At 66.6% G+C, this 24347-nt stretch carries 24 protein-coding genes; 18 read left to right on the top strand and 6 right to left on the bottom strand.

From position 1 onward, the window contains the following. From ahbD to DSAT_RS12515, 4 genes are all read left to right on the top strand, one after another. On the top strand, positions 1-1257 hold the full coding sequence (gene ahbD / locus DSAT_RS12530) for a heme b synthase (RefSeq protein WP_020887898.1): 1257 nt from the start codon (positions 1-3) through the stop codon (positions 1255-1257). A gap of 79 nt (positions 1258-1336) precedes the next feature. Beyond that, positions 1337-1798: a siroheme decarboxylase subunit alpha gene (gene ahbA, locus DSAT_RS12525; protein WP_020887897.1), complete on the top strand. Its 462-nt coding sequence runs from the start codon at positions 1337-1339 to the stop codon at positions 1796-1798. After that, on the top strand, positions 1798-2484 hold the full coding sequence (gene rpe, locus DSAT_RS12520; protein ID WP_020887896.1) for a ribulose-phosphate 3-epimerase: 687 nt from the start codon (positions 1798-1800) through the stop codon (positions 2482-2484). Before ahbA ends, rpe begins: the two co-directional genes overlap by 1 nt. A 188-nt stretch (positions 2485-2672) precedes the next feature. Further along, the gene (locus DSAT_RS12515; RefSeq protein WP_020887895.1) at positions 2673-3110 is read left to right on the top strand and encodes a universal stress protein; all 438 of its coding nucleotides are present in this window, start codon (positions 2673-2675) and stop codon (positions 3108-3110) included. A gap of 21 nt (positions 3111-3131) precedes the next feature. Here DSAT_RS12515 and DSAT_RS12510 read toward each other — a convergent pair whose 3' ends face one another. Beyond that, positions 3132-4469, bottom strand: a complete 1338-nt coding sequence (locus tag DSAT_RS12510; protein WP_020887894.1) for an NlpC/P60 family N-terminal domain-containing protein — start codon at positions 4467-4469, stop codon at positions 3132-3134. Between the two features lie 270 nt (positions 4470-4739). Between DSAT_RS12510 and DSAT_RS14975 the strand changes: the two genes are divergently transcribed. The 7 genes from DSAT_RS14975 to DSAT_RS12475 all read left to right on the top strand — a co-directional run bounded on the left by DSAT_RS14975 (position 4740) and on the right by DSAT_RS12475 (position 12673). Then, on the top strand, positions 4740-5744 hold the full coding sequence (locus DSAT_RS14975) for a GGDEF domain-containing protein (RefSeq protein WP_020887893.1): 1005 nt from the start codon (positions 4740-4742) through the stop codon (positions 5742-5744). Between the two features lie 140 nt (positions 5745-5884). Then, complete coding sequence (locus DSAT_RS12500; RefSeq protein ID WP_020887892.1) at positions 5885-6268, top strand: chemotaxis response regulator CheY; 384 nt, start codon at positions 5885-5887, stop codon at positions 6266-6268. 525 nt (positions 6269-6793) lie between these two features. After that, a complete protein-coding gene (locus DSAT_RS12495) occupies positions 6794-7258 on the top strand; it encodes an Lrp/AsnC family transcriptional regulator (RefSeq protein ID WP_020887891.1) in 465 nt (154 codons plus the stop codon). 22 nt (positions 7259-7280) lie between these two features. Next, a complete protein-coding gene (gene pruA / locus DSAT_RS12490) occupies positions 7281-10295 on the top strand; it encodes an L-glutamate gamma-semialdehyde dehydrogenase (protein ID WP_020887890.1) in 3015 nt (1004 codons plus the stop codon). A 357-nt stretch (positions 10296-10652) separates the two neighbouring features. Continuing rightward, positions 10653-11075, top strand: coding sequence for a TadE/TadG family type IV pilus assembly protein (locus tag DSAT_RS12485; RefSeq protein WP_152490321.1), 423 nt, complete (start codon positions 10653-10655; stop codon positions 11073-11075). Between the two features lie 9 nt (positions 11076-11084). After that, on the top strand, positions 11085-11486 hold the full coding sequence (locus DSAT_RS12480) for a TadE/TadG family type IV pilus assembly protein (RefSeq protein WP_020887888.1): 402 nt from the start codon (positions 11085-11087) through the stop codon (positions 11484-11486). Beyond that, entirely contained in the window at positions 11483-12673 is a 1191-nt protein-coding gene (locus tag DSAT_RS12475; protein WP_020887887.1) for a TadE/TadG family type IV pilus assembly protein, read from the top strand. Before DSAT_RS12480 ends, DSAT_RS12475 begins: the two co-directional genes overlap by 4 nt. A gap of 61 nt (positions 12674-12734) precedes the next feature. Here the strand turns inward: DSAT_RS12475 and fdhD are convergent, their stop codons facing one another. The 4 genes from fdhD to DSAT_RS12455 form a co-directional block, all read right to left on the bottom strand. Further along, positions 12735-13550 carry a formate dehydrogenase accessory sulfurtransferase FdhD gene (fdhD, locus tag DSAT_RS12470; protein ID WP_020887886.1) on the bottom strand — a complete coding sequence of 272 codons (816 nt, stop codon included), beginning with the start codon at positions 13548-13550 and terminating at the stop codon, positions 12735-12737. A gap of 54 nt (positions 13551-13604) precedes the next feature. Continuing rightward, on the bottom strand, positions 13605-15185 hold the full coding sequence (locus tag DSAT_RS12465; RefSeq protein WP_020887885.1) for a SidJ-related pseudokinase: 1581 nt from the start codon (positions 15183-15185) through the stop codon (positions 13605-13607). Between the two features lie 195 nt (positions 15186-15380). Continuing rightward, positions 15381-16091 (bottom strand): TVP38/TMEM64 family protein, encoded by a 711-nt coding sequence (locus DSAT_RS12460; RefSeq protein ID WP_020887884.1) that lies wholly within the window; start codon positions 16089-16091, stop codon positions 15381-15383. After that, positions 16088-17059, bottom strand: a complete 972-nt coding sequence (locus DSAT_RS12455) for a glucokinase (protein ID WP_020887883.1) — start codon at positions 17057-17059, stop codon at positions 16088-16090. Before DSAT_RS12455 ends, DSAT_RS12460 begins: the two co-directional genes overlap by 4 nt. A gap of 221 nt (positions 17060-17280) precedes the next feature. On the opposite strand from DSAT_RS12455, the gene DSAT_RS12450 reads away from it, so the two are divergent. After that, positions 17281-19227 carry a molybdopterin biosynthesis protein gene (locus tag DSAT_RS12450; RefSeq protein ID WP_020887882.1) on the top strand — a complete coding sequence of 649 codons (1947 nt, stop codon included), beginning with the start codon at positions 17281-17283 and terminating at the stop codon, positions 19225-19227. Positions 19228-19240: 13 nt separating this feature from the next. Here the strand turns inward: DSAT_RS12450 and lpxB are convergent, their stop codons facing one another. Next, positions 19241-20386, bottom strand: coding sequence for a lipid-A-disaccharide synthase (lpxB, locus tag DSAT_RS12445; RefSeq protein WP_020887881.1), 1146 nt, complete (start codon positions 20384-20386; stop codon positions 19241-19243). A 207-nt stretch (positions 20387-20593) separates the two neighbouring features. Between lpxB and DSAT_RS12440 the strand changes: the two genes are divergently transcribed. The 6 genes from DSAT_RS12440 to DSAT_RS14970 all read left to right on the top strand — a co-directional run bounded on the left by DSAT_RS12440 (position 20594) and on the right by DSAT_RS14970 (position 24318). Then, a complete protein-coding gene (locus tag DSAT_RS12440) occupies positions 20594-21541 on the top strand; it encodes a Gfo/Idh/MocA family protein (protein WP_020887880.1) in 948 nt (315 codons plus the stop codon). A 99-nt stretch (positions 21542-21640) separates the two neighbouring features. Beyond that, positions 21641-21886, top strand: a complete 246-nt coding sequence (locus tag DSAT_RS12435) for a hypothetical protein (protein ID WP_020887879.1) — start codon at positions 21641-21643, stop codon at positions 21884-21886. A 48-nt stretch (positions 21887-21934) separates the two neighbouring features. Further along, a complete protein-coding gene (locus DSAT_RS12430; protein ID WP_020887878.1) occupies positions 21935-22246 on the top strand; it encodes a DUF5658 family protein in 312 nt (103 codons plus the stop codon). A 40-nt stretch (positions 22247-22286) separates the two neighbouring features. Beyond that, a complete protein-coding gene (kaiB, locus tag DSAT_RS12425; RefSeq protein WP_040371238.1) occupies positions 22287-22565 on the top strand; it encodes a circadian clock protein KaiB in 279 nt (92 codons plus the stop codon). A 46-nt stretch (positions 22566-22611) separates the two neighbouring features. Then, complete coding sequence (locus DSAT_RS12420) at positions 22612-23274, top strand: phosphoribosylanthranilate isomerase (protein ID WP_167324226.1); 663 nt, start codon at positions 22612-22614, stop codon at positions 23272-23274. Positions 23275-23496: 222 nt separating this feature from the next. Next, positions 23497-24318, top strand: a complete 822-nt coding sequence (locus DSAT_RS14970) for a hypothetical protein (protein WP_020887875.1) — start codon at positions 23497-23499, stop codon at positions 24316-24318. The last annotated feature ends 29 nt before the right edge of the window (positions 24319-24347 follow it).

Here is a 24347-nt window from a genome sequence, read left to right as displayed (position 1 = left end):
ATGAACGAACGCTCACACGAAAGGACCCCGGTCCAGGCTTCGGGCCATCCCTCGGGACACCCGGCCGCGCATCCGGGAAAGCATCCAGCCAACCATCCTGGCGGCAAGTCCGAGGGGCATCCCGGAGGCCATCCCGGCAACATCGGACACGGCGGCCAGGGGCCGCGCGGCGCGCACGGGCCAACGGCCACTCTGGAGGACGGCTCGCCCGTCTGCCGCCTCATCGCCTGGGAAGTCACGCGCTCGTGCAACCTGGCCTGCAAGCACTGCCGGGCCGAGGCGCACCTGGAGCCCTATCCGGGCGAGCTCTCCACGGACGAGGCCAAGGCGCTCATCGACACCTTTCCCGACGTGGGCAACCCCATCATCATCTTCACCGGCGGCGAGCCGCTCATGCGCCACGACATCTTCGAGCTCGTGGCCCACGCCAAATCCAAAGGCCTTCGCTGCGTCATGGCCCCGAACGGCACCCTGGTCACGGCCGAGATCGCACGCAAGATGGTCGAAGCCGGGATCGAACGCTGCTCGCTCTCCGTGGACGGCCCCGACGCAGCCACGCACGACGAATTCCGGGGAGTCGAGGGCTCGTTTCAGGGCGTGCTGAACGCCATAGAGCACTTCAAGAGCGTGGGCCTGGAGTTTCAGATCAACACCACGGTCACGCGCGGCAACCTCGGCTCCTTCAAGGATATCTTCCAGCTTGCCGAGCGCGTGGGCGCGGCCGCCTGGCACATCTTCCTGCTCGTGCCCACGGGCCGTGCGGCCCAGCTCGGCGCGGAGGTCATCTCGGCCGAGGAGTACGAGAACGTGCTCAACTGGTTCTACGACTTCCGCAAGACCACCACCATGCAGCTCAAGGCCACCTGCGCGCCGCACTACCACCGCATCCTGCGCCAACGCGCCAAGGAGGACGGCACGCCCGTGACCTTCGAGAACTTCGGGCTCGACGCCGTGTCGCGCGGCTGCCTGGGTGGCGTGGGCTTCTGCTTCATCAGCCACACCGGCCAGGTGCAGCCCTGCGGCTACCTGGAACTGGACTGCGGTCAGGTGAAACAGACGCCCTTCCCTCAGGTCTGGCGCGCCTCGCGGCAGTTCCTGAACCTGCGCGACCCAAAGACCTACACCGGCAAGTGCGGTTCCTGCGAGTACGAGCGCGTGTGCGGCGGCTGCCGCGCCCGCGCGGCCACCATGCGCGGCGACTACCTGGCCGAGGAGCCGCTTTGCTCCCACACGCCCCGAAAGGGCGGCGGAAAATAGCGGCTTGAGAATGCGGCCGGACCGGCAGCGACCCGGACGACCGGCCGCATCACGCCCACATATGAACGACGGGGCAATCATGGACGATCTCGACAAGAAGCTTCTGGACATCATCCAGTCCGGGTTTCCGCTCAGTGAGCGGCCCTACGAGGAACTCGGCGAGCGGCTCGGGCTGACCGAGGCCGAGACCTTGGCCAGGGTGCGGGCGCTGAAGGGTGCGGGCGTGATCCGGCGCATGGGCGCGAACTTCCAGTCGCGCAAGCTCGGCTGGCACTCCACCCTGTGCGCCGCGCGCGTGCCCGAGGACAGGCTCGACGCCTTCACCGCCGAGGTCAACCGTCACGTGGGCGTGACCCACAACTACCTCAGGCGGCACGCCTTCAACGTCTGGTTCACCTACATCGGCGAAAGCGAGCAGGAGGTCTCCCGCAAGCTTCGGGGAATCACCGCCAAGACCGGCATTCCCATCCTGAACCTGCCCGCCGAGAAGATGTTCAAGATCAAGGTCGATTTCAAGATGCACCGCGAGGAGAACGACTGATGGGCCGTGAAATCATACTTTCGCCGTCGCTGCTTTCCGCCGACTTCTCCCGCCTGGGCGAGGAGATGGCCGCCCTTGAAGAGGCGGGCATCAAGTGGGCGCACATCGACGTCATGGACGGCATGTTCGTGCCCAACATCACCATCGGCCCCCTGGTGGTGCAGGCCCTGCGCAAGAACAGCAAGCTCTTCTTCGACTGCCACCTGATGGTGGAGAAGCCCGAGCGCTACGTGAAGGACTTCATCGACGCGGGCGCGGATCTGGTCTGCGTGCACGCCGAGGCCACCACGCACCTGGAGCGCACCCTGACGCTCATCGAGGACCTGGGGGCCAAGCCCGCCGTGGCCCTCAACCCGGCCACGCCGCTCGAATCCATCAAGTACGTGCTGCCGCAATGCTACATGGTGCTGCTCATGAGCGTGAACCCCGGCTTCGGCGGCCAGATGTTCATCCCCTTCGTCATGGACAAGATCCGCGAGCTTCGCGCCATGATCGACGCGGCCGGGGCCAAGACGCTGATCCAAGTGGACGGCGGCGTCACGCCCGAGAACGCGGCCGACTTGGTGGAGGCCGGGGTGGACGTGCTTGTGTCGGGCTCGGCCTTCTTCAAGTTCCCGCCCTACAAGAAGCGCCACGAAATGTTCCTCTTCCTGGCCGAGAACAGGTTCGGGCAGAACGGATTCTAGGCCGGTTTCCAGTTCTCCCTCGGCCGCGACCAGCTACGGGAGGGCGATGGCTGCGCCGGGAGGAGAAATTTTGCGTCGTCGCCGCGATGCCGCGCGGCGGACGGGATGCGGTTCGCATGACCTTGCCCGGACGCGAAGATGTGATATGGTATTCGGGAACCCCAAAGCGCGCCGCGCGGGAGGTCCCCATGTACCGATCCATCCTTGTCGCCTTCGCCTTCAGCGACGCGGGCCGCGACGCCCTGGCCATGGCCGCGGGGCTCGCCCGGCATCACATGGCCAAGCTGCACATCTTCCACGCCCTGGACTACAAGCTCATGAATCTCGCGCCTGACGACGACTCCTGCGAACTGGCCTGCACCGAGGCCGAGGAGCGGTTCGCGCGCGAGCACGGCGACGCCCTGGCCGACGTGGAGGCGACTTTCGACTGCCGCCCCGCCGACCCCGCCATGGAGATCTGCCGCCTGGCGCGCGAGAGGGAATTCGACCTCATCGTCATGGGCTGCCATCGCAGGAAGCTTGCGCGCATCGACTACACGGGCATGACGATCCTGGAAAAGTCGCCCTGCCCGGTACTGCTCGTGCCGCACCGCGACACCCCGGCCATCTCCTGCGCCGACGCCTGAGGGCGCAAAAGTCCTTGCGGCCTACTCCACGAAGGTCATGGCCGTGAGACGCGAGATGAGCTTGCCGTCTTCCCTGGAAAGATCGGGGTGCTCGCTGCCCGGGGCAAGGCCCGTGATGACCGTACGGCCGATGACGAGTCTTCCGCGCCGTTCGCCCTCGCCCGTGCGAAGCCCCCACACCGCGTGCAGCACGGCCGCCTGGCCGCGCCACTGGCCCAGATAGAGCACCACGTGGCCGGGCATGGCCAGGATGGTCTGAAACGGCTTGCCGTGCTCACGGATCAGGGCGGCTTTCTCGTCGTCCAAAAGCCCAGCAAGCGCGATGGAGCGGCCGAACACGGCCTGCTGGCGCGAGTTTCGCGGCAGCCAAAGCCCGAAGGAGGCAAAAATGTCCTGGAGAAGCGACGAGCAGTCGCGCTCGCCGTACAGCCCGCCCCAGCCGTAGGGCGCGCCCGTCAGTTCGGCGGCCGTTGCCGCCGCTTGCAGGGGCGTGAGCGGCCGGGGCAAGGGCTCGGCAAGTCCCGGCGCGGCCTTGATCCGCAAGAGCGCGGCCATGCCCGAGGGATCGGCCACGGGCAGGAGCAGGCGCGGGCCGTCCGACCCTTTGGCCAGCGGCAGGACCATGCCGATACGCGAGACGCCCGCGACACGGCCATCGTCCAGGCGCAGCGGCTCGCCCTCGCGCAGCAGCGCGGCCAGGGGCAAGGCCCGCCAAGCGTCCATGAAGGCCTGATCCACGAAAGCGATGTCGCGCGCGGGCACGAACCCGGCCGCGAACGAGGTCTCCACCAGCATCCAGCCGTCCGCCGTGACGTGCGAGACGAAGAGCGGCGTGCCCGCGTGGGCCGCCGAATTCTGGTTCAGGTCGAAGGGGAAGCCCTGGCCGGGCAGTTCGGGGTTGCCGAAGACCGGGGCCGCAGTGGGCAGCACGCGCATGTCGAGCCGCGTCAGCGCCACGGCCGGGCGGCCGAGGTTCGGGTAATCCCCGGCCAGGGCCGTGTCTGCGAGATTTCGAATCCATTCGGGCGGCCGCCTGCGCAGATCCTGGCCCCAGACGTTTCGCCCGGCGTGGGCCGAAAAGCCCCACAGGGCCTCGGCCGCGCCGTGCGCCGGACGCTCGCGCGCCCAGGGCGCGAAGAAGCGCTCCCGGAATTCGGCGAACCGCTCCTCGTGACGTTCGGGCGCGATCAAGGCCTCGGCCTTGCCCGGCATGTCCAGATAGGCCAGCGGATTCTGCGGGAAAAGCACGAGGTCGCGCACTGGCTCGGCGCGCGGGTCATCGACCGCGTCGGGAACGGCTACCTTGGCCGCGCAGCCAAGCGCCAGCAGCGTTACCATGAGAAGGATGACGACGCGCATGCCTCGTTATGCCCGCCCACCTTTCGACGCGCAAGCCCGTTCGCATGGCGAACGCGTGAGACGGTTGACAAACCCGGCTTCGCAGGACGCCCAAAAAGTTCTAGATGCAAGGCGCAAGAAAGCGCCGGGTCCGACACATATCAAGACATATCCGATGGGACTTTTGGCGTGGCCTGTGCGAGCGACCTTGCTCTTGCGCCCCTGGGGTTATACAACCGCCGCATGGCAGGGCAGATACGGGTTGATCAATTCTTCCGGCTCCAGGGAGCCATGCGCGAAATGACGGAGCTTTATCGCGCCACCCTGGAGACGTTCGAAAAATTCCGCCACTGCATCGAGTACGTGCAGACCATGACCAGCCTCTCCGATCTGTCTGAAGTGCTGGACGGGATTCGCCTGCGCCTGGACATGGGCCGCGTGCGCCTCGTGCTCTCGCAAGAGATGTTCGGCGAGTTCGTGCCCCACGGCGTGACCACCCTGCCCGCAGCCGAGCTTTTCCAGGCCCAAGCGGAACTGCCCGGCCACGGGAACGGCTCGTTTTTGGGTGCATGCGCCTGCGCGCCGCGCCTGGACGTGTTCCTTGGCCGCGCCTTTCCCGCGCCCGAAGGCTCGTGTTACCTGCACCCGCTGCCCAACAAGTACGCGCCGGGCACGCACATCGGCGTCATCGCCCTGCACGACACGTCCGCCGACCGCTTCAGCATCGACAAGGCCACGGATTTCCTGGACCACTTCTGCGACCTCTTCGCCCACACCTTGGTCACGCTGCGCGACCACGAACAGCTTTTGCGCGAGGCCGTCATCGATCCCCTGACCTCGGCCCACAACCGGCTCTACCTGAACCGCCACGCGCCACGCCTGCTGGCCCTGGCCGAGCGCAAGGACATGCCTCTGGCCCTGGTCTATCTGGATCTGGACCGCTTCAAACCAGTCAACGACGCACTGGGACACGACGCGGGCGACAAGGTACTGCGCGAGGTGGCCGCGCGCATCCGAGAAGCCGTCAGGGCCTACGACATTTTCGTACGCATGGGCGGCGACGAGTTCGCCGTGTTCATGCCCGACGCCTCACCCGAGGAGGCCCTGGCCCTGGCCGGACGGCTCAAGGCCGAGATCGCGGCGCTCGACGTGGCCGCATGCACCGGTCGGCGCACAAACCTTCGACTCAGCGCCTCGGTGGGCATGGCCACCTTCGCGCCCGGCCAGACCCTGGAAGAACTTCTGGCCGAGGCGGATCGGGAAATGTATCGTGGCAAGCGGAGCCTTCCTGCGTGACTGCCTGGCGGCAAAATTGCGCACAATGGATACATGCCATACGATAGTGACAATCCCTTCGGTTCAGGCTAAGAGCACCAAGCGTTCCGCCCAGGCTCCCCCGAGGCTTTGGGCCGGGGCAATTCGCCAGGAGGGGTATCATGTCCTACAATAAGAATATGCGGGTGCTCGTGGTGGACGATTTTTCCACCATGCGCCGCATCGTGCGCAACATCCTCAAGCAACTCGGCTTCACCAACGTCGTGGAGGCCGACGACGGCACCACGGCCTGGGAAATACTAAACAGCCAGGGCGCGGACTTCATCGTCTCGGACTGGAACATGCCCAAGATGACGGGCATCGATCTCCTGCGCAAGGTGAGAGCCAGTGAGGAATTCGCAGACCTGCCGTTCCTGATGGTCACGGCCGAGGCGCAGCAGGAGAACATCATCGAGGCCGTGCAGGCCAAAGTCTCCAACTACATCGTCAAGCCCTTCACGGCCGACACCCTGGGCCAGAAGATCGACAAGATCTTCAACAAATAGCTTTTCCGACTCCGAACCGAGGCAACCCGGACGCCCATCCGCTCCGCGCGCGGCGCTAAAAGCCCGGAACCTTCGCGTCGCCACGCGCAAGGTTCCGGGCTTTTCCCTCACGGCCACGGGCCGCCCGCTCTTCCCTGCTTATGAATTGAAACGGCGGGCCGTGCCCGCCGTTTCTTGGGTTGTCCGCCGGGAAAACCCCATTCACCCGGCAAACGATGAGAGCAGCACGTAAAACAAGAAGTTGCTCTTTGTATCGGACATGAGGCAGAACACTTGAGGGCGTTTGACCATTTTTTTCGAACACTCGTCGCCGACCCGGCGAAAGTCCGGGGAGAAAGCCCCTGGCATGACCGGAAAACCCTTGCCATTCCTGGCTTCTCAAGCCATTCGGCGAAACCGGCTCCTAGACGGAGAAAACGCCCAAAGCATTTGGCCTTGCCGCGCCAGGACCAGACGGAGACGACGAGGAGTCTTGACTTTTCGGTGGCATAACGAATAACATTCACTTTGAACGGAGCATTCAGCATGATCGATGCAGTTGACCGCAAAATCCTGAATATCCTTCGCAACAATGCCCGAGTGCCCAACGCGGAGATCGCCCGGACCATCGGCATGGCCCCCTCGGCAGTGCTGGAGCGCATCCGAAAGCTCGAACGGCGCGGCGTGATCGAACGCTACGAGGCGCGCGTGAACCCCAAGGCCGCAGGCCTCGGACTCACCGCCTTCACCTTCGTCCACGTAGAGGAAGGCGTGGGCACCATGGACACCGGCCAGAAGCTGGCCGCGCTGCCCGAGGTCCTGGAGACCCACTACACCGCCGGGCAGGCCGCCTACCTCGTCAAGGTCCGCGTAGGCGACACCGAGGCCCTGGCCGAGTTCCTGCAACGTATCGGCAAGATACCCGGCGTGCGCGACACCAACTCCACCATCGTCCTTCGCACCATCAAGGAGACGGCGTCCATCCCGCTCGCCGCGCCACCCGAAGACTAACCGACCAAGGAGCACGCGCCTCATGGACATGCAGCAGGTTGATCCGAAGATCATCGCCCGGGGCAAGGAATTCTTCGCCTCCATCTCGGGCGAGGCCCCGAGCGTCTTCAACAAGGGCTTTTGGACCGGCAAGGTCATGGACTGGGCCATGAAGCACGAGGATTTCAAGGTCCAGCTCTTCCGCTTCGTGGACGTTCTGCCCTACCTGAACACCTCGGAGTCCCTGCAACGCCACATCGACGAGTACTTCGCGGGCGAAGGCGCGGGCGAGATTCCGCCGGTCCTCAAGTGGGGCGCCGAGAAGTCCGGCCTGCTCGGCGGCCTGGCCGCCAAGGCCATGGGCAAGATCATCCGCACCAACATCGAGGGCATGGCCAAGCAATTCATCATCGGCCAGAACACCAAGGAAGCGGTCAAGTCGCTGAATAAATTGCGCAAGGACGGCTTCACCTTCACCGTGGACTTTCTGGGCGAGGCCACGGTCTCCGAGATCGAGGCCGACGAGTACATGAACGGCTACCTGGAGGTGCTCGACGCCCTCGCCGCGGAACAGCGTTCCTGGAAGGCGCTTGGCACCTCGGGCGACCTGGACTGGGAGCACGCGCCCAAGGTCAACGTCTCGGTCAAGCCCTCGGCCTTCTATTCCCAGTCCAAAGCCGTGGACGTCGAGGGCACCGTGGCGGGCATGCTTAAACGCATCCGTCCGATCTACAAGAAGATCGTGGCCATGGGCGGGGCCATGTGCATCGACATGGAGCAGCTCAAGTACAAGGAAGCGACCATCGAACTCTTCAAAAGGCTGCGCGCCGATCCCGAGTTCCGCCACTGGCCGCACCTCTCCGTGGTGCTGCAGGCCTACCTGAAGAGCGTGGACGACGACCTCGCCGGACTCATCGCCTGGAGCCGGGCCGAGAAGCTGCCCTTCGGCCTGCGCCTGGTCAAGGGCGCGTATTGGGACTTCGAGACGGTCATCGCCATGCAGTCGGGCTGGCCCGTTCCCGTGTGGACCAACAAGGCCGAATCGGACATCGCCTTCGAGCGCTGCTCCAAGGTCATCCTGGAAAACAGTGACCTCGTGTACTACCAGTGCGCCTCGCACAACATCCGCAGCATCAGCGCGGTCATGGAATACGCCCGGGCGCTTGGCGTCTCCGAGGACCGCTATGAGTTTCAGGTGCTTTTCGGCATGGCCGAACCCGTGCGCAAGGGCCTGAAGAACGTGGCTGGCCGCGTGCGCCTCTACTGCCCCTACGGCGAGCTTCTGCCGGGCATGGCCTATCTGGTGCGCCGCCTGCTGGAGAACACGGCCAACGAGTCGTTCCTTCGCCAGGGTTTTGCGGACAACGTGGACGCGGAAAAGCTCCTGGAGAATCCCGAGGCCACACTCAAGCGCGCCCTGGCCTGCTCGCCGCGCACCCATCCCGCGCCGCGCGAGGCCCCCGGCGGCCTGCCGCCCTTCCGCAACGACCCCAACATCGACTTCACCATCAAGGCCGCGCGCGACTCCTTCGTCGCGGCCATCGCCACGGTCCGCTCCAAGGCCGGCGCCACCTATCCGCTGTTCATCGGCGGCCGCGATGTCACGACCTCCGACACCATCGCCTCCTACAACCCGGCCGACCCGGACGAAATCCTGGGCCATGTCTGCCAGGCTGGCACGGGCGAGGTGGACGATGCCATCGCGGCGGCCGAGCGTGCCTTCCCCGCCTGGCGCGACACCGCTCCCGAGGACCGCGCGGCCGTGCTGCTCAAGGCCGCCGCCATCTGCCGCGCACGCATCTTCGAGCTTTCCGCGATCCAGGTGCTCGAAGTCGGCAAGCAGTGGGACCAAGCCTACCACGACGTGACCGAAGCCATCGACTTCCTGGAATACTACGCCCGCGAGATGATTCGCCTGGGCAAACCCCGCCGCATGGGCAACGCGCCGGGCGAGTTGAACCACCTTTTCTACCAGCCCAAAGGCATAGCCGCAGTCATCGCGCCCTGGAACTTCCCCTTGGCCATCTCCCTGGGCATGGTCAGCGCGGCCATCGTCACCGGTAACCCGGTGATCTACAAGCCCGCCTCCATCTCCTCCATCATCGGTCACGGCATGGTGGACATTTTCAGGCAGGCCGGGCTGCCCGACGGCGTCTTCAACTTCTGCCCCGGCCGCTCGCGGGTCATGGGCGACTACCTCGTCGAACATCCGAAGATCAGCGTCATCGCCTTCACCGGTTCGGTGGAAGTCGGTCTGCGCATCCAGGAGAAGGCCGCCGTGGTCAGGCCCGGCCAGGAGCAGTGCAAGCGGGTCATCGCGGAGATGGGCGGCAAGAACGCCATCATCGTGGACGACGACGCCGACCTCGACGAGGCCGTGCTGCACGTCATGTACTCGGCCTTCGGCTTCCAGGGCCAGAAGTGCTCGGCCTGTTCGCGGGTCATCGTGGTCGAACCGATCTACGAGCGTTTCATCGAGCGCCTCGTCGAGGCCGCCAAGTCCGTGAAGATCGGTCCCTCCGAGGATCCCTCCAACTACATGGGGCCGGTGGCCGACCTCTCGCAGCAGCGCAACGTGCGCGAATACATCGAGATCGCGCGCAAGGAAGGCCGCATCCTGGTCGAGCGCGAGGTGCCGGACAAGGGCTGCTACGCGCCCCTGACCATCGTGGAGGGCATCGAGCCGCACCACCGCATCGCGCAGGAGGAGATATTCGGCCCGGTGCTCGCGGTGATGAAGGCCAAAGACTTCGATCAGGCCATCGCCATTGCCAACTCCACCCGCTTCGCGCTCACGGGCGGCGTGTTCTCACGCAGTCCGCGCCATCTGGAGAAAGCCAAGAAGGAATTCCGCGTAGGCAACCTCTATCTCAACCGCAACAACACCGGCGCGCTGGTCTACCGGCAGCCCTTCGGCGGCTTCAAGATGTCGGGCGTTGGCTCCAAGGCAGGCGGCCCGGACTACCTGCTCCAGTTCATGGACCCGCGCTGCGTGACCGAAAACACCATGCGCCGGGGTTTTGCGCCCATCGCCGCCGACGACGAGTGGGTCTGCTAGCAGACTGCCCCGAAAGTACCGTCTGCCGCGTTGCCGCGAAAGCGCCGGGTCCTCGCGCATGTTTTGATACGCGTCGGCCCCGGCGCTTTCTTGCGCCTTGCATCCGGCCGCTTTTTGAACAGTCTGCGCGCCCTCCCTTGCCGCCAGTCGCGGGCGACTTCTCCGCATGCAGCGCGCACGGCATTCGCCGCCCTCCACGATTCATGGATCGGGTCACGAAGCGTGGACAGAAAACCCCTGCTATTCGTTTCCATTTAATATCGCAACACAATGAATTCACAGACCTAAAGATATTAGGACAAGTTTGGTCCAAACCTTGCTTCCCCATTGTACGGCCACGAGCCGGGGGAGCGTATCGTGATCAGGCAATTCATGCACCGCATCAGAGCCCGCAAGGGGCAAACCGGCGAGAGCGGCTACGCCGCCGTGGAGACGGCGCTGCTCCTGCCGCTCTTCCTTCTCATTCTCATGGGCGTGATCGACTTCAGCCGCCTCTACTGGACGCAGAGCTCGGTCACGGCAGCCGCCGTGGAGGGCGCGCGGCTGGCCATTCTGGCGGACGTCAGCGAGTCGGAAATCAATACCACCATCGCGCAGCATCTCGTGAACGGCGGAGTGAGCGAGATCCCGAAGATCGAAATCGGGCCGCGCGTTCCCCTTGAACCGGTCTCGGTCAAGGTCAGCGTGAATTTCGACTTCATCACCCTGATCGCGGTCTTCGCCGACATCTTCAAAATCGACGCCGTGACCGCCACTTCGGTCATGATCCACGAACGGTAGGGGGCAGCCATGCGCGATCGCATACGCAGACTGCTCGAGGGAGAGCGAGGCGGCATCTCCACCGAATTCGCCATCACCATGGCGCTGCTGGTCTTTCCCATGTTCATCGGGACCATCGACGTCTCACGCCTGATCCACACCGGCAACATCCTGACCCGTACGGCCCGCGAGGCCGTGGTCACGGCCAGCCGCGGCGGCGACGCCACGCCGGTCGCCCTGGCCTCGGCCGAGGCTGCCGGGCTCGACGTGACCAGGCTTTCCGTGAACACCGCCCTGGTGAGCAAACCGGGCGGCCACGGCACCGGAGTGCGCGTGGAGTTGAACTACAACCTGACCGGGTTCTCGCTCTTCCCGGTGGACATCTTCATACCGAACGGCCTCACTGCCCGGGCCGAAGCGAGGCAGGAATGAGAAAGACTACTTCGCTCGCGCGTTTTATACGCCGACTGCATTCGGACGAACGCGGCATCGCGGCCATCTTCCTTGGGCTTTCCCTGGCGGCCATTGTCGGTCTTTCGGCCCTGGCCGTGGACGTAGGCTGGATGCAGTACAATCGCAGCCGCCTTCAGACTGCGGCCGACGCCGGAGCGTTGGCGGGTGCGGGCACGCTCTTGGCCAAGGGATCGGACCTTTCGGCCGTGCGCGACGCATCCCTGACCTTCGGCCGTGCGAATCTGCTGAGCGAAGAGCAGCCCACCAAGGCCATCACCAATACGGACGTGGGCTTTCTGTGCGACGGCGTGCCCTGCCTCTCCATGCCCAACCAGATCGAGGTCACGGCCGGGTTCGAGGCCGCGCGCGGCAATCCGCTGCAACTCTTCCTGGCCGGGGTTATCGGCACGCCCACGGCCGACGTCTCAGCCTCGGCGCGGGCGGGCATCGTTGGCGTGTGCGAAAGCGCCTGCCTCAAGCCTTTCAGCATCCCGGCCAAGTTCACCTGGGACGACACCTGCGACCCCGATTCCAAAAAGCGCAACAACGGCAAGCTCGATCCGGCCAGCGCCTGCGAGATGGCCTCCATCGTCGCGCCCGGCTACAACGACGCCGACGCGGGCACGCAGATCCTGCTCAAGCCCGGCGATCCGCACGATGCCTTCGTGCCCAGCTTCTACAACCTGGTGAACTTTCCGCCCAAAAACAAGGGGACACCCGTCACCGGCGGCTCGGAACTTCGCAGCAACATCGCGGGTTGCACCGCCAGCAATTCCGTGGTCGTACAGATCGAGGACGAATTGCAGATCGAGCCCGGCAACTCCATGGGGCCGGTCAAGCAGGGCATCAGCGACCTCATCGCCCAGGACGCTGGCGCATACTGGGATAGCTCCACCAAATCCATCAAGGGCAGTGCTTACGCCAATCCCCTGGACAGCCCGCGCGTGAGTCTGATGGCCTTCTACGACCCCAAGCGGCCACCCACCTCGGGCCGCAACACCATCTTCGTGCAGCAGGTCGGGGCCATCTTCATCGAGAGCCTGAGCGGCAACGGCGACGTGCAGGCGCGCTTCGTCCGTGCCGTGGCCAAGGGCGATGTGAAGGCCGGCGGCGACTGCATGCTCAAGATCAGCCGTATGCTGCGCGACTTCGGCCGAGGCGGATGACAGGCCGCCCCAAAAATCCCATCTGCCGCGTTGTCGCGAAAGCCGGATCAGGGACGCTTCCCTATCCGGCTTTCGGCTCGTGCAGCACCCGCTCGGGCCGGGTGTAGACGTTCATCCGCGCGCGTTCCAGAAAGCCGATCACGGTCATGCCGAGTTTCCCGCCAAAATCCACGGCTAGGCTCGTGGGCGCGGACTGCCCGGCCAGCACCTCGGCCCCGAGCATGCCCGCCTTGAGCACCATCTCGTAGGACAAGCGCGAGGAGACGAGCACGGTGTGGGCGCGTTCCCTAAGCCCCAGGCGCAGCGTCTTGCCGATGGCCTTGTCCAGGGCGTTGTGGCGGCCGATGTCCTCGGCGAAGGCCAAGACCTCGCCCGAGGCATCGGCCACGGCCGCGCTGTGCGTGGAGCCGGTCAGCGCGAAGACCTCCTGCAGGCCAAGCACCTTCTCCCGCAGATCCCACAACGCCTGGGCCGTAAAAGGCGTCGTGCGCGTCACGGGCGCGATGTCGGCATGGACCTCGGCCAGGCTGCCCTTGCCGCACAGACCGCAACTCGACTTGCTGACCTGCCCACGCTGCCGGGCCAGCCGCTCGGCCCTGTCCTTGCCGCCGCGCGCAAGGCGCACGAAGATGCGGCCCTCGCCCATGCTCCCGGCGCAGTGCTCCATGCCCTCCATTTCCTCGGGGCCGCAGATCAGCCCCTCGGTGAAGCAGAACCCAAGCGCCAGATCGTGATCCTCGCCCGGCATGCGCATGGTCATGGCGTAGGGCACGTCGTCGATCACGATCTCAAGCCCTTGCTCCACGGTCAGGTCGTCGTCGAACAGTTCCTCGGAATGGGGCCGCAGGCGGCGGACAGGGCGGTGCGTGACGGACATTTCGACTCCTGACGCCGCGCCGGAAAAACGGGCGGCATCTCGTTCCCGATCGTTCTAGTTTGCATCCAGGCGCACGAGGGCGTCCGGAAAATTGTGCGCCAGATAACGGCCCGCGATGATCCGGGCGGCGGCGCAGGCCACGAATTCGTTCAATTCCGGCAGTGAGGTCTGGGCGTTGAAGCGACCCAGATGCGGCCCCGTGGCAAGGGCGATGTCCTCCCTGCCTTGCTCCGCTTTCGCCGCCTCTTCGGGCGGCATCCCGCGCGCCACAAGGAATTCCTCGAAGGCAACGCGGCCGAGCCTGCCTTGGTCCTCGACCCGGAACAACTCTTCCATGTAGCGGTCCACGCCCATCTCCTCGACCATGCGCCGGGCCAGATGGGCCGCGTCGAAAGGCAGCGCGCCCGTGAACGGCTCCCCGGCGAAGCCGAGGTGCATGCGCGCGAACCCTTGCCCCACGAGGCGGGTCAGCAACTCCTCGTCGAAGCAATGGCGGGCGTCGGCGGGCGAGCCGTCCGGCGCTATCCCCCGGCAGGCGGGCTTAGCGGCCCGAAACCAGCTTCCAGCCACGAGCAGCAGCGCCATCAGGGCGTTGCCAAGCGCCCGGTGCAGCGCCTGCCCCTGGCCGGGCCAGCGCGCCAGGTGCTCGAAGTCGCGCAGCCCCGTGGCCCCGAAATTCGGATGGCGGCACGAAGCCAGCCATTGGTCCAGGCGGCCCATGCGCCGCCAGTCGTACACGCCCTGATCGCCTCGCCGCGTCTGGGCCGTGCGGTTGTGAAAAAGCGGGATGGGATCCTCGTGCACGATGCCGCGCCCCGCGAGCAGGCCGAACAACTCGGCCGCGCGCAGCCACATCTCGCAAAACTCCTCAGCCCCCGGCCTGCCGCCGCACAACAACTCGTTGGGATAGACGAAGTAGTCGGCCGGGGCCACGAAACAAAGGGCCAGCCCGCGTGGATGAAGCCCCGGCTCGCGAAGCCCGCGCAACGCGACCAGCGGACAGCCGTGCACAGGCAGGGGAACGGGCGCCTCGAAGCGCACGGGGAAGGATTCGCGGGAAAGAAGATCCATCCAGGCGGCCTCGCGGCCCAGACCCAATCCGTCCTCGCCGCTCCTGGCCCGCTTGACCACAAGCAGACGCTTGCCCGGAAGGTCGAAGAGCAGGCTTCGCCCCGCGCGGCGGGGCTTCACGCCCTGCGCGCCGACCTGGGCGAGCACCTCGTCAAGCTCCACGGCCTTGGCACGGCCGGGATCGCAGGGCGAAAGGCGCGGTCCCGGCGCAACCGAGACGAGCCCGCCCATGACGTCGGAGACTGCCAGGCGGGCCTTGCGCGTACCCTCACGCAACATGGCGTCGAGCACGGCCAGGGCCCGGCTCGCCAGGGATGGCGGCATGCCGGGCCGAAGCAGCATGGCGAGCCCGCGCGCGGCCTCGCGGTAGAGGTGGTGCGCATTTCTTTGCGCGTCGTGGACGAAATTGGTGAGGATGGTCTCAAGCGCCTTCACGGTGCGTTCGGGCACGTCCGCGCCCAGTCTGTCGGCCTCGGCGCGAAGCGCCCGGGCGTTCAGCCAGGTCACGGTGAAATCGCGCTGCACCGCGCGCGAGGCGAGATCGGCGTCGGGAAAGTAGTGCACGTCCCCGGCTACCTCATCCCGCGACGGATTTGAAGCCTTTTTGCTTCGGCCGGACTACCGCGGCAGGCTGCCTCCCCATCTCGCAGGCCGCTCAAAAAGCGACAGATGCAAGGCGCAAGAAGAATCCAGACCCTCGCGTATTGGCAATACGCGAGGGTCTGGATTCTTTGCAGCAACGAAGCAGATGGTGCTTTTTCAGCGGCCTGCTGCGGCGCGGCAGGCGCGCGCCCGCCGCACCCGCTCCATGATCTTCTTGACCAGCAGCGGAAATATGCCGAGCAGGACGAACGAGCCGATCAGAGCGGGCGAGAGCACGTCGCCCAGGCTCTCGATGCGGCCGAGCTGCGCCCCTGCGTTGACGTAGACGATGGTGCCCGGCAGCATGCCGAGTTGCGAGACCCAATAGAAGGTGAACAGGCGCATGGGCGTAAGGCCCATGGCCAGGTTCAGGACGAAGAACGGCACGGCCGGGATGAGCCTGAGCGTGAAGAGATAGAAGGCCCCCTCGCGGGCCACGCCTTGGTTGATGCGGGCCAGACGCTCGCCGAAGCGGCCCTGCACCCAGTCGCGCAACAGGAACCGGGCCAGGCCGCAGGCCAGGGTGGCCCCGATGGTGCTGGCGAAGGAGATGAGCAGGAGCGCGGGCGTGAAGCCGAAGACCGCGCCGCCCGCGAGCGTCATGATCGTCGCGCCGGGCAGGCTCAGGGCCGTGACCAGAACGTAGCCCGCGAAATAGCCCGCATAGGCGGCGGCCGTGTTCTCGGCCACGAAACGGGAAAGCTGCTCACGGTTCTCCTTGAGGGCGTCCAGCGTCAGGTGCTCGTGCAGCCCCAGGCCGAAAAAGGCGGCCACGCCCAGGACGACCAACGCCATGACGCCGAGCCGGGCGGCGCGCGACCGGCTCACGAGCGACCGCCCGAAAGAAGCCCGAGGGACTGCGCCCCGAAGAAGGCCGCGCCGAAGAGGCCGCTTCGCTCGTCGCGGTTGAGGCGGATGGGCACGGCCGCAAGCTGGGCGTGGTATCTGGGCGAGAGCACGAATTCGTCCCTGAAGTCGTCGTTGTCCACGAGATGCGGGTTCTTGGCCGCCACCCCGCCCGCGATCACGAGCCCGGCGAAGGCCACCACGCACAGCGTGTAGTGGCGCGCGGCGCGACCATAAAAACGGGCGAAGAGTCTGGCCGTGGGCGAACCGGGCGCGGCGCGGGCCGCTGCTTCGCCGGGCGAGAGGTCCTCGCCGGTCAGATAGCGGTGCAACAGCGCGAGGCCGGGGCCGGAGACGACCACGTCGCCGAAGGCGTAGGGCAGGCCGAGTTCCGTGCGGAGGAAGGCGTGAAACGCCTCTTCCTCCTCGCCGATGAAGGCGAAGGCCGTGTGCCCGGCCTCGGCGGGCACGGCCAGATAGCCGCCCTTGCCGTCGGGCAGCGTGGCGCAGTGGCCAAGGCCGGTGCCCGCGCCGATGACCGCCAGGGGCGCGCCGGGATCGGGCGTGCCGGGCTTGATCTCCAGAGCGTGGTCCATGACGGCCGTGCGGCTGGCGTAGCCCTGGGCCGCGAAATCGTTGACCAAGCGCACGAAAAGCCCCTGGAGGTGGTTGTCCGGGTCGTCGAGGTCGATGTCCCAGGGGATGTTGGCCATGCTCGCGTAGCGGCCGCGCTCCACGGGTCCGGGCACGGCCAGCACCGTGGCCGCGCACGAACCGGGCGAATGCGGAAAGCCCGAGGCCGTGAGCGCTTGCAGCAGCCCAACGAAGGACGGGGCCGAGGGTGTGGGCAGCCAGACCTCTTCCAGGGGACGAAGCGTTGCGTCTGCCGCCTCGAAGGCCTGGAAGCGGCTGTTGGTGCCACCGATGTCGGCTGCGAGGATGATCGCCATGATGCATGGTTTAGCAGATGCCCAGGCGCGGTGACAAGCGACAATACCGTTTCGAGGCCCGATTGCATCCACGCTGCGCCGCCACGACAAGGCAGGCGGAAACGCCAGGTGTCAGAATGAAAGCAAGCAAGCTGGCTTTTGCCCCGGCGCAAAAGCTGCTATGTTCGGTCAGCCGTGACATATCCATTTCCGGCATGTACCCGTAAAAAAAGGCCGTGAGCATGAACCGCACCCTGTATCTCGACACCGTGCCCATTCCCGATGCCCTGACGGCGCTCAAGAAGGAACTCGACCGCGACGCGCTCATCGCGCCCGAGACGATTCCCACGGACCAGGCGCTCTCCCGCGTCCTGGCCGGGCCGGTCATCGCCCGCTACTCCTCGCCCACCTTTCACGCCGCGGCCATGGACGGCATCGCCGTGGCGGCCGAGACCACCTTCGCCGCGCGCGAGGGCTCGCCCGTGCGCCTTTCGCCGGGTAGCGGCTTCACCTCCGTGAACACCGGCAATCCGCTGCCCGAAGGGCGCGACGCGGTGATCATGGCCGAGCACGTGACCTTCGACGCCGACGGCGCGGCGCTCATCGAGGCCCCGGCCTTTCCCTGGCAGCACGTGCGCCGCATCGGCGAGGACATCGTGGCCACGGAACTGGTGCTGCCGCGCGGCCGCACCCTCACGGCCTTCGATCTGGCCGCCCTGCTCTCGGCGGGCGTCTTCGAGGTCGAGGTCACGGGCACGGCGCGCATGGCCGTGATCCCCACGGGCGACGAGGTGCTGGACTACACCGAGCGTCCCGTGCCCGGCCCGGGCCAGGTCGTGGAGAGCAATTCGGTGATGCTCGTGAACATGGCCAAAAACGCGGGCATCAGGGCCGAGCGCTTCGCGCCCGTGCCCGACGATCCGGCCGCGCTCGAAGCGGCGGCGAGAAAGGCGCTTGCGGCCGGATTCAACGTGGTCGTGCTCGGCGCGGGCTCGTCCGCCGGAACCAAGGACTACACGCGCGGCGTGATGGAACGCCTGGGCCGGGTGGTGGTGCATGGCGTGGCCGCCATGCCGGGCAAGCCCGCCCTGCTCGGCGTGGCCGAAAACGGCTCGCTTCTCGCGGGCGCGCCGGGCTACCCGGTGTCTGCGGCCGTGGCCTTCGAAAAACTCGTCCTGCCCCTGTGCTGCTGGCTCGAAGGCCGGGCCGCGCCGCGCCGCGCGCGGCTGCCCGTGCGCCTGGCCCGCCGCGTGCCCTCACGGCCCGGCATGGAGGAGTTCGTGCGCCTGGCCGTGGGCCGCGTGGGCGAGGACTACGTGGGCCTGCCCCTGGCGCGCGGGGCCGGACTCATCACCTCGCTGACCAACGCCCAGGCCGTGGCCGCGCTCCCGGCCGCGTGCGAGGGAGTGGAGGCGGGCGAGACCGTTCAGGCCGAACTCTACGTGTCCCAGGAGGAGCTCGACGCCACGCTGGTGGTGGTGGGCAGCCACGACAACACGCTCGACCTTTTGGCCGACGCGCTGATGGGCCAGCCCGAGCCGGTGCGGCTGGCCTCGTCCCACGTGGGCAGCATGGGCGGCATCGCGGCCCTCTCGTCCAGGCAGGCGCTGTGCGCCGGGGCGCACCTCTTCGACCCCGAGACAAACGACTTCAACTTTCCCTTCCTCGCGCGCCACGCGCCGGACCTGGACGTGGCCGTGATCGCCCTGGCCGTGCGCCATCAGGGATTGATCGTGCCAAAGGGCAATCCCAAGAACATCGCGGGCGTGGCCGACCTCGCGCGGCCGGACGTGGTCTTCGCCAACCGCCAGCGCGGCGCGGGCACGCGCATCCTCCTCGACCACCACTTGAAGCTGGCCAAGATCAGGCCCGACCAGGTGCGCGGCTACGACAAGGAGGAGTTCACGCACATGGCCGTGGCCGTGAACGTGCGCACGGGCACGGCGGACTGCGGACTGGGCGTTTACGCGGCGGCCAAGGCGCTGGATCTGGGCTTCGTGCCCCTGGCGCGCGAGCGCTACGACCTGCTCATCCCGCGCGCGGCCCTGGACGATCCGCGCATCGCGGCGCTGCTCGCCATCGTGCGCGACCCGGCCTTTCAGGCGCATGTGCGCGACCTGGGCGGGTACGAGACCGACCTTTCCGGCCGCGAGATGCGGCCGGGCATGGGGCTGGGCGGGGAAGGCTGAAGAAGGACGATATTCAGACGGTTTTGCCGCCAAGCGCGGCCAGATCATCCAGGATGATCGCGGCCGCGCGGCCCGGCGCGCCGGGTTCGCCCATGCGCGAGCGAAGATCCGCCAGCCGCGCGCGGACCCGATCGAGCCTGGCGGGCTCGTCCAGCCATTCCAAGGCCTTGGCCGTGATGCCGGGGGCGCGCGCGTCGTCCTGCAGAAGCTCGGGAAAGACCGCCTCGTCGAGGATGAGGTTCGGCAGGCTGACGTACTTCACGTCGATGATCCTGCGCGCCAGGGCGAAGGTCAGGTTCGAGAGCCGGTAGCACACCACGGTCGGCGTCCCGATGAGCGCCGATTCGAGCGTCACGGTGCCCGAGGCCGCGACGAGCAGCGAGGCCCGGCGCATGGCCCGGTAACGGTCGCTTGGCTCCACGATGGTCATGGGCACGTCCGAAGGCCAGCCCGCGAGCAACGCCTCGCGCTCCACCGAGGGCGCGCGGATGACCTCGAAGCGAAGGCCGGGGCGGGCGCGCGAAAGCTCGCGCGCGGCCGCGCCGAACTCGGTCAGGAGCGCGTGCAGCTCCTTTCGCCTGCTGCCGGGCAGAATGCCCACCAAATCCGCCTCGGGCGTCATGGCGTCGATTTCGGCGAAGGGAATCTCATCCATGAGCGGATGGCCGATGAAGGCCGCGCGCACGCCGTGCGATTCGTAGAAGGCCTGCTCGAAGGGCAGGATGCACAGTATCTCGCGGGCGTGCCTGGCCAGGAAGCGGACCCGCCCCGTGCGCCAGGCCCAGACCTGCGGGCTGATGTAGAAATAGCAGGGGATGGACAGGCGGCGGGCCATGCGGGCCAAAAAGAAATTGTAGTCCGGCGTGTCGAGCAGAATCAGGGCCTTTGGCCGCCTGCGCTTGAGTTCCCGCCAGGTGCCCGCGAGCATGCGCACGATGCGCGGCAGGGCGTGGAAAACCTCGGTCAGCCCGAGCGTGGAGAGCATGCGGCTCTCGTAGAGAAGCTCCATGCCCGCCTCGGCCATGGCCGGACCGCCCATGCCGATAAAGCGGAGTTTCGGATCGCGGGCCGAAAGAGCCCGGATGAGCGCCGCGCCGTGCATGTCGCCCGAGGCCTCGCCCGCGTTGATCCAGATGCTGTTTTCGCCGTTTTCCGGCATGCGCCCCGCCTCGAAATGGATGTTGAAATCGACCGCCCCTCGTACTATCCTGCGTCCCTAAACACAAGCGGGACGCCTGCGGGAGCCTGCCTGACGGCCGGGCCGTGGCCAAGGCCAAAGAGCCCCCGCCGTCCGAGCCCTTGACCGCCGCACGGCACGGCACTCCCCAAAACCGAATCCGGCTCCCCCAAAACGACGAAGGACCCCATGAAAGAAATGAACGTCGCGGTCATCGGCCTTGGCTGGATGGGCAAGGTCCATCTGCGCAACTATTCCCAGATGTCCAAGGTCAACGTCGTGGGCGTCATGGACCTCGACTCTTCCGTGCTGGAAGAGGTCGGCATGACATATGATGTGCCCCTGTTCACGAAACTTGACGCCCTGCTCGACCAAAAGCCGGATGCCGTGTCCGTGTGCGTGCCCACCGTGCATCACCACGTCACCGCCATGGCCGTGATCGAGCGCGGCATCCCCTTGCTCGTGGAAAAGCCCCTGGCGGCCTCCGCGGCCGAGGGTCGAGAGATCGTGGAGGCCGCCAAGGCGCGCAGCGTGCCACTCATGGTCGGCCACATCGAGCGCTTCAACCCTGCCGTGGAACGGGTAAAAAGCCTGCTCGAAGAAGAGAACCACGTCATCTCCATCATCTTCGAACGCGTGGGGCCCTACCCGCCGCGCATCCAGGACGTGGGCGTGGTGCGCGACCTTGCCTCGCACGACATCGACCTGGCCTGCTTCCTGACCGGCTCGCGTTACAAGCGCATCTCGGCCTTCACCTCGAAGAACATCGGCAGCCACGAGGATACGGTCATCCTCTCGGGCGAGATGGAGTCCGGCGTGCTCGTGCAGATCAACTGCAACTGGGTCACGCCCTACAAGTCGCGCCAGATCCGCGTGGCCACGCAGTCGCGCTACATCGAGTCCAACCTCATCACCCAGCAGGTCAAGGAATACAGCAAATTCGAGAGCTACCAGGCCAGCTACTCGGTGCGCGAATGGCCCGTGGTCTTCCGCGAACCCGTGCGCGAGGAGCTGACCCGCTTTCTCGCGGCCGTGCGCGACGGCGCGCCCATGCCCATCACCGGCGAGGAAGGGCTGTACGTCATCGAGACCATCGAGCGCGTCGATTCCTGCGCCTGCGGCGTGGCCAGCGCCTGAAATCGCGCCTGCGGGTTGCGCCGACGGGCGAAAGGGCTTAGAAAAGCAATCATGGAAACTTGATTTTCCCCCTTTCGCCCTGCAGACGAGGAGGCAGACATGTCCAAGGACAACGTTCAGAAATCGATGGGGCTCTTCGCGGCGGTCTTCGCCCATACCGGCCATATCTCCAAGGAAGAGGCGCTCGCCATGTCGGGCCTCTCGCCCTCGGCCTTTGAAGAAGTCTACGCCAAGGCCGCCTTGGTGGCCAATAAGGTCCAGGCCGCGCAGGTCAACAAGGTCGAGGAATTCGTGAACGGACTGGGCGACGAGCTCGACGACTACATGGGCTCCCTGTTCAAGTAGTCAGCAAAGCTTCGTGGCGCGCCTCGCGCGCGCCACGACCCGCCCCCCATGCTCGACGTCTCCCTCGCCCTGGCGCTCGTCGCGCTGCAAATCCCCGACATCTGGACGACCAACCGCATTCTTGCCTGCGGCGGCCGCGAACTCAACCCCGGCGTGCGCCTGCTCATGCGCATGGGCTCGCGCTGGTGGTGGCCAAAGGTGGCCATCGCCGTGATCGCGGCGGGCATCTTGGTCGCGCTGAACGACCCCGTGGCTCGGGTGACGCTCATCCTGCTCAATGTCGTCTATCTCGCCGTGGTCGCCTCAAACTTCCGCCAGCTCGCCCGCTGTCGCCCCCGCCCCCGACGCCATCTTGACTGAAAAGAGTGAACAAGGCATGGACGGTAAACGGGGGGAAGCAATGAGCAAATACGTCCTCAAGCTGTACGTCACCGGGCACACCTCGGCCTCGGTGCGGGCCGCAGCCAACCTGCGCCGCATTTGCGAAGAGGAACTTGGCGGTCAGTACGAATTGTTCATCATCGACATCCTGGAACGCCCGCAACTCGCCCAGGATGAAAAGATCCTGGCCACGCCCATGCTTATCAAGGAATTGCCCCTGCCGCTTCGCCGCGTCATCGGCGATCTCTCGAACAAGGAGCAGGTCCTTTTGGGCCTGGATTACTACCCTGCCGTCTGACGCCCTCCGACCCCTTCTCGCCCCGCGCACGGTGCAGGTCGCGGGCGTGCGCTCCCGCGCAGAGGCGCGCATGCTGCTCGCGGCCGGGGTCGATCTGCTCGGCTTTCCCCTGCGCCTGCCCGTGCACACGCCGGACTTGAGCGAGGACGAGACCGCGCGCCTCATCCACGCCTGCGTGCCGCCCACGCGCGCCTGCCTCATCACCTACGAGACCGACCCCGCAGCCGTGGCCGATCTGGCGCGTCTTCTCGGCGCGCGCTGGGTGCAACTGCACGCCGACGTCGCGCCGGGCGTGGTGGCGGAGCTTCGAAACGCGGCCCCAGAGCTGGGACTCATCGCCGCCTTGGTGGTGCATGGTGAGGATCATGACGCGCTCGTCGCGCGCGGTCTCGCCCTGGCCCCGTTCGTGGACGCCTGCATCACCGACACCTTCGATCCCGAAAGCGGCGCGCGCGGGGCCACGGGCAAGACGCACGACTGGTCCGTGAGCGCGGCGCTGGCGCACGCCCTGCCCGTGCCGCTGCTGCTCGCGGGCGGGCTCACCCCAGACAACGTGGCGGCGGCCGTGCGCGCGGTCCGGCCCTTTGGCGTGGACGCCCACACCGGCCTCGAAAACGAGCGTGGCGACAAGGACGAGGCCAAGGTCAGGGCCTTCGTGCGCCGCGCCAAGGAAGCGCTCGGCCGCGTCTCCGGCAGCCAGCGGGCATAGCGGGCCGTTGCCGAACTCCGCTCCAAAGCGATGAGCGGCCCCGGAGACGGCCGCAACTTCCTCTCCAGTCGGTATCCGGCGCGTTCAATTCGTGTTTTCCTACGACCGCGAAGCTCCTTGAGACCGCCTCTTCCTGACCGGAGAACACGCCCGCCCCGTTCAACCAGGTTTTTTCCCCGCGCCGGACCTCAAGTTTTTCCGAGCGCATCCGATAGGGCGAATATGAACGTCTCTCCGCTCGCCCTGAGCTACGGCCAGGGGTCCATCTTCGGCGCCACGTCCGCCTCGGGCACGCAAGGCGGGGGCATCATGCCCCAGGTCGCGGCCGCGCGTCTCGACCGCCAGGCCGCCCAGACGCGGACCCTTGAAGATGCGGAGATGATCGTCTCGCGTCTGGCCGAAACGGCCGTCATCGGCGAAAACGGCGGGCTGAACGGCCAGGAGCTTTCCCGGGCCCTGGTCGATGCCTCGCGCTGGCTGGCCGAGAGCTACGGGGAGCAGACCGGCCGGGCCTTCATGGGCATCATGGCCGGATACGCCGGAGGCGGGACCGTCGACGAGACGGCGCTCGGCAAGGGCATGCTCGCGGCCGTCCGCTTCATGGACAAAAACCACGGCATCGCGGCCGGGGATGCCCTGGCGCACAAGCTGAACGCGGACCTGAACGTCCAGGTGAACGATTATTTCGACAACGGCCTGAACGAAAAGCTCTACACGAACACCGTCCTGCCCTCGGACGCGGGCCGCACCATTTCCATGGCCGTGGCGGGCATTGCCGAGCGCTTCGGGCCGGAGGCTGCGGCCTCGGCAGAATCGCTGCTGCTCGACTCCATCAAGGACAAGGGGCTGGCCAAGGGGCTGCGCGAAGGGCTGACCGAGATGCTCGATCGCCTGGAGGAGCAACTCACGCACGATCCTGGCGCGTCAAACGACCTCCAGAAAGCCTCCACGGCTGGTCTTAACGGCCTCTTCGGCCAGGCCGTGGCCGCCTCGAACTCCGCCTTGGACCTGCCCAGGGGCTCGCTCCTCAACGTCGCCGTCTGATCGGCCCGGCCAGGATTCCCGCGCCGCCA

The organism is Alkalidesulfovibrio alkalitolerans DSM 16529, assembly GCF_000422245.1.
GTDB lineage: Bacteria > Desulfobacterota > Desulfovibrionia > Desulfovibrionales > Desulfovibrionaceae > Alkalidesulfovibrio > Alkalidesulfovibrio alkalitolerans.
This window is presented reverse-complemented; position numbering and strand designations above follow the sequence as displayed.

Bases quoted from the DNA above. Each gene is read 5' to 3' on its own strand.
- ahbD (WP_020887898.1), top strand. From the start codon at position 1: ATGAACGAACGCTCACACGAAAGGACCCCGGTCCAGGCTTCGGGCCAT.
- ahbA (WP_020887897.1), top strand. From the start codon at position 1,337: ATGGACGATCTCGACAAGAAGCTTCTGGACATCATCCAGTCCGGGTTT.
- rpe (WP_020887896.1), top strand. From the start codon at position 1,798: ATGGGCCGTGAAATCATACTTTCGCCGTCGCTGCTTTCCGCCGACTTC.
- DSAT_RS12515 (WP_020887895.1), top strand. From the start codon at position 2,673: ATGTACCGATCCATCCTTGTCGCCTTCGCCTTCAGCGACGCGGGCCGC.
- DSAT_RS12510 (WP_020887894.1), bottom strand. From the start codon at position 4,469: ATGCGCGTCGTCATCCTTCTCATGGTAACGCTGCTGGCGCTTGGCTGC.
- DSAT_RS14975 (WP_020887893.1), top strand. From the start codon at position 4,740: ATGCGCGAAATGACGGAGCTTTATCGCGCCACCCTGGAGACGTTCGAA.
- DSAT_RS12500 (WP_020887892.1), top strand. From the start codon at position 5,885: ATGTCCTACAATAAGAATATGCGGGTGCTCGTGGTGGACGATTTTTCC.
- DSAT_RS12495 (WP_020887891.1), top strand. From the start codon at position 6,794: ATGATCGATGCAGTTGACCGCAAAATCCTGAATATCCTTCGCAACAAT.
- pruA (WP_020887890.1), top strand. From the start codon at position 7,281: ATGGACATGCAGCAGGTTGATCCGAAGATCATCGCCCGGGGCAAGGAA.
- DSAT_RS12480 (WP_020887888.1), top strand. From the start codon at position 11,085: ATGCGCGATCGCATACGCAGACTGCTCGAGGGAGAGCGAGGCGGCATC.
- DSAT_RS12475 (WP_020887887.1), top strand. From the start codon at position 11,483: ATGAGAAAGACTACTTCGCTCGCGCGTTTTATACGCCGACTGCATTCG.
- fdhD (WP_020887886.1), bottom strand. From the start codon at position 13,550: ATGTCCGTCACGCACCGCCCTGTCCGCCGCCTGCGGCCCCATTCCGAG.
- DSAT_RS12455 (WP_020887883.1), bottom strand. From the start codon at position 17,059: ATGGCGATCATCCTCGCAGCCGACATCGGTGGCACCAACAGCCGCTTC.
- DSAT_RS12450 (WP_020887882.1), top strand. From the start codon at position 17,281: ATGAACCGCACCCTGTATCTCGACACCGTGCCCATTCCCGATGCCCTG.
- lpxB (WP_020887881.1), bottom strand. From the start codon at position 20,386: ATGCCGGAAAACGGCGAAAACAGCATCTGGATCAACGCGGGCGAGGCC.
- DSAT_RS12440 (WP_020887880.1), top strand. From the start codon at position 20,594: ATGAAAGAAATGAACGTCGCGGTCATCGGCCTTGGCTGGATGGGCAAG.
- DSAT_RS12435 (WP_020887879.1), top strand. From the start codon at position 21,641: ATGTCCAAGGACAACGTTCAGAAATCGATGGGGCTCTTCGCGGCGGTC.
- DSAT_RS12430 (WP_020887878.1), top strand. From the start codon at position 21,935: ATGCTCGACGTCTCCCTCGCCCTGGCGCTCGTCGCGCTGCAAATCCCC.
- kaiB (WP_040371238.1), top strand. From the start codon at position 22,287: ATGAGCAAATACGTCCTCAAGCTGTACGTCACCGGGCACACCTCGGCC.
- DSAT_RS14970 (WP_020887875.1), top strand. From the start codon at position 23,497: ATGAACGTCTCTCCGCTCGCCCTGAGCTACGGCCAGGGGTCCATCTTC.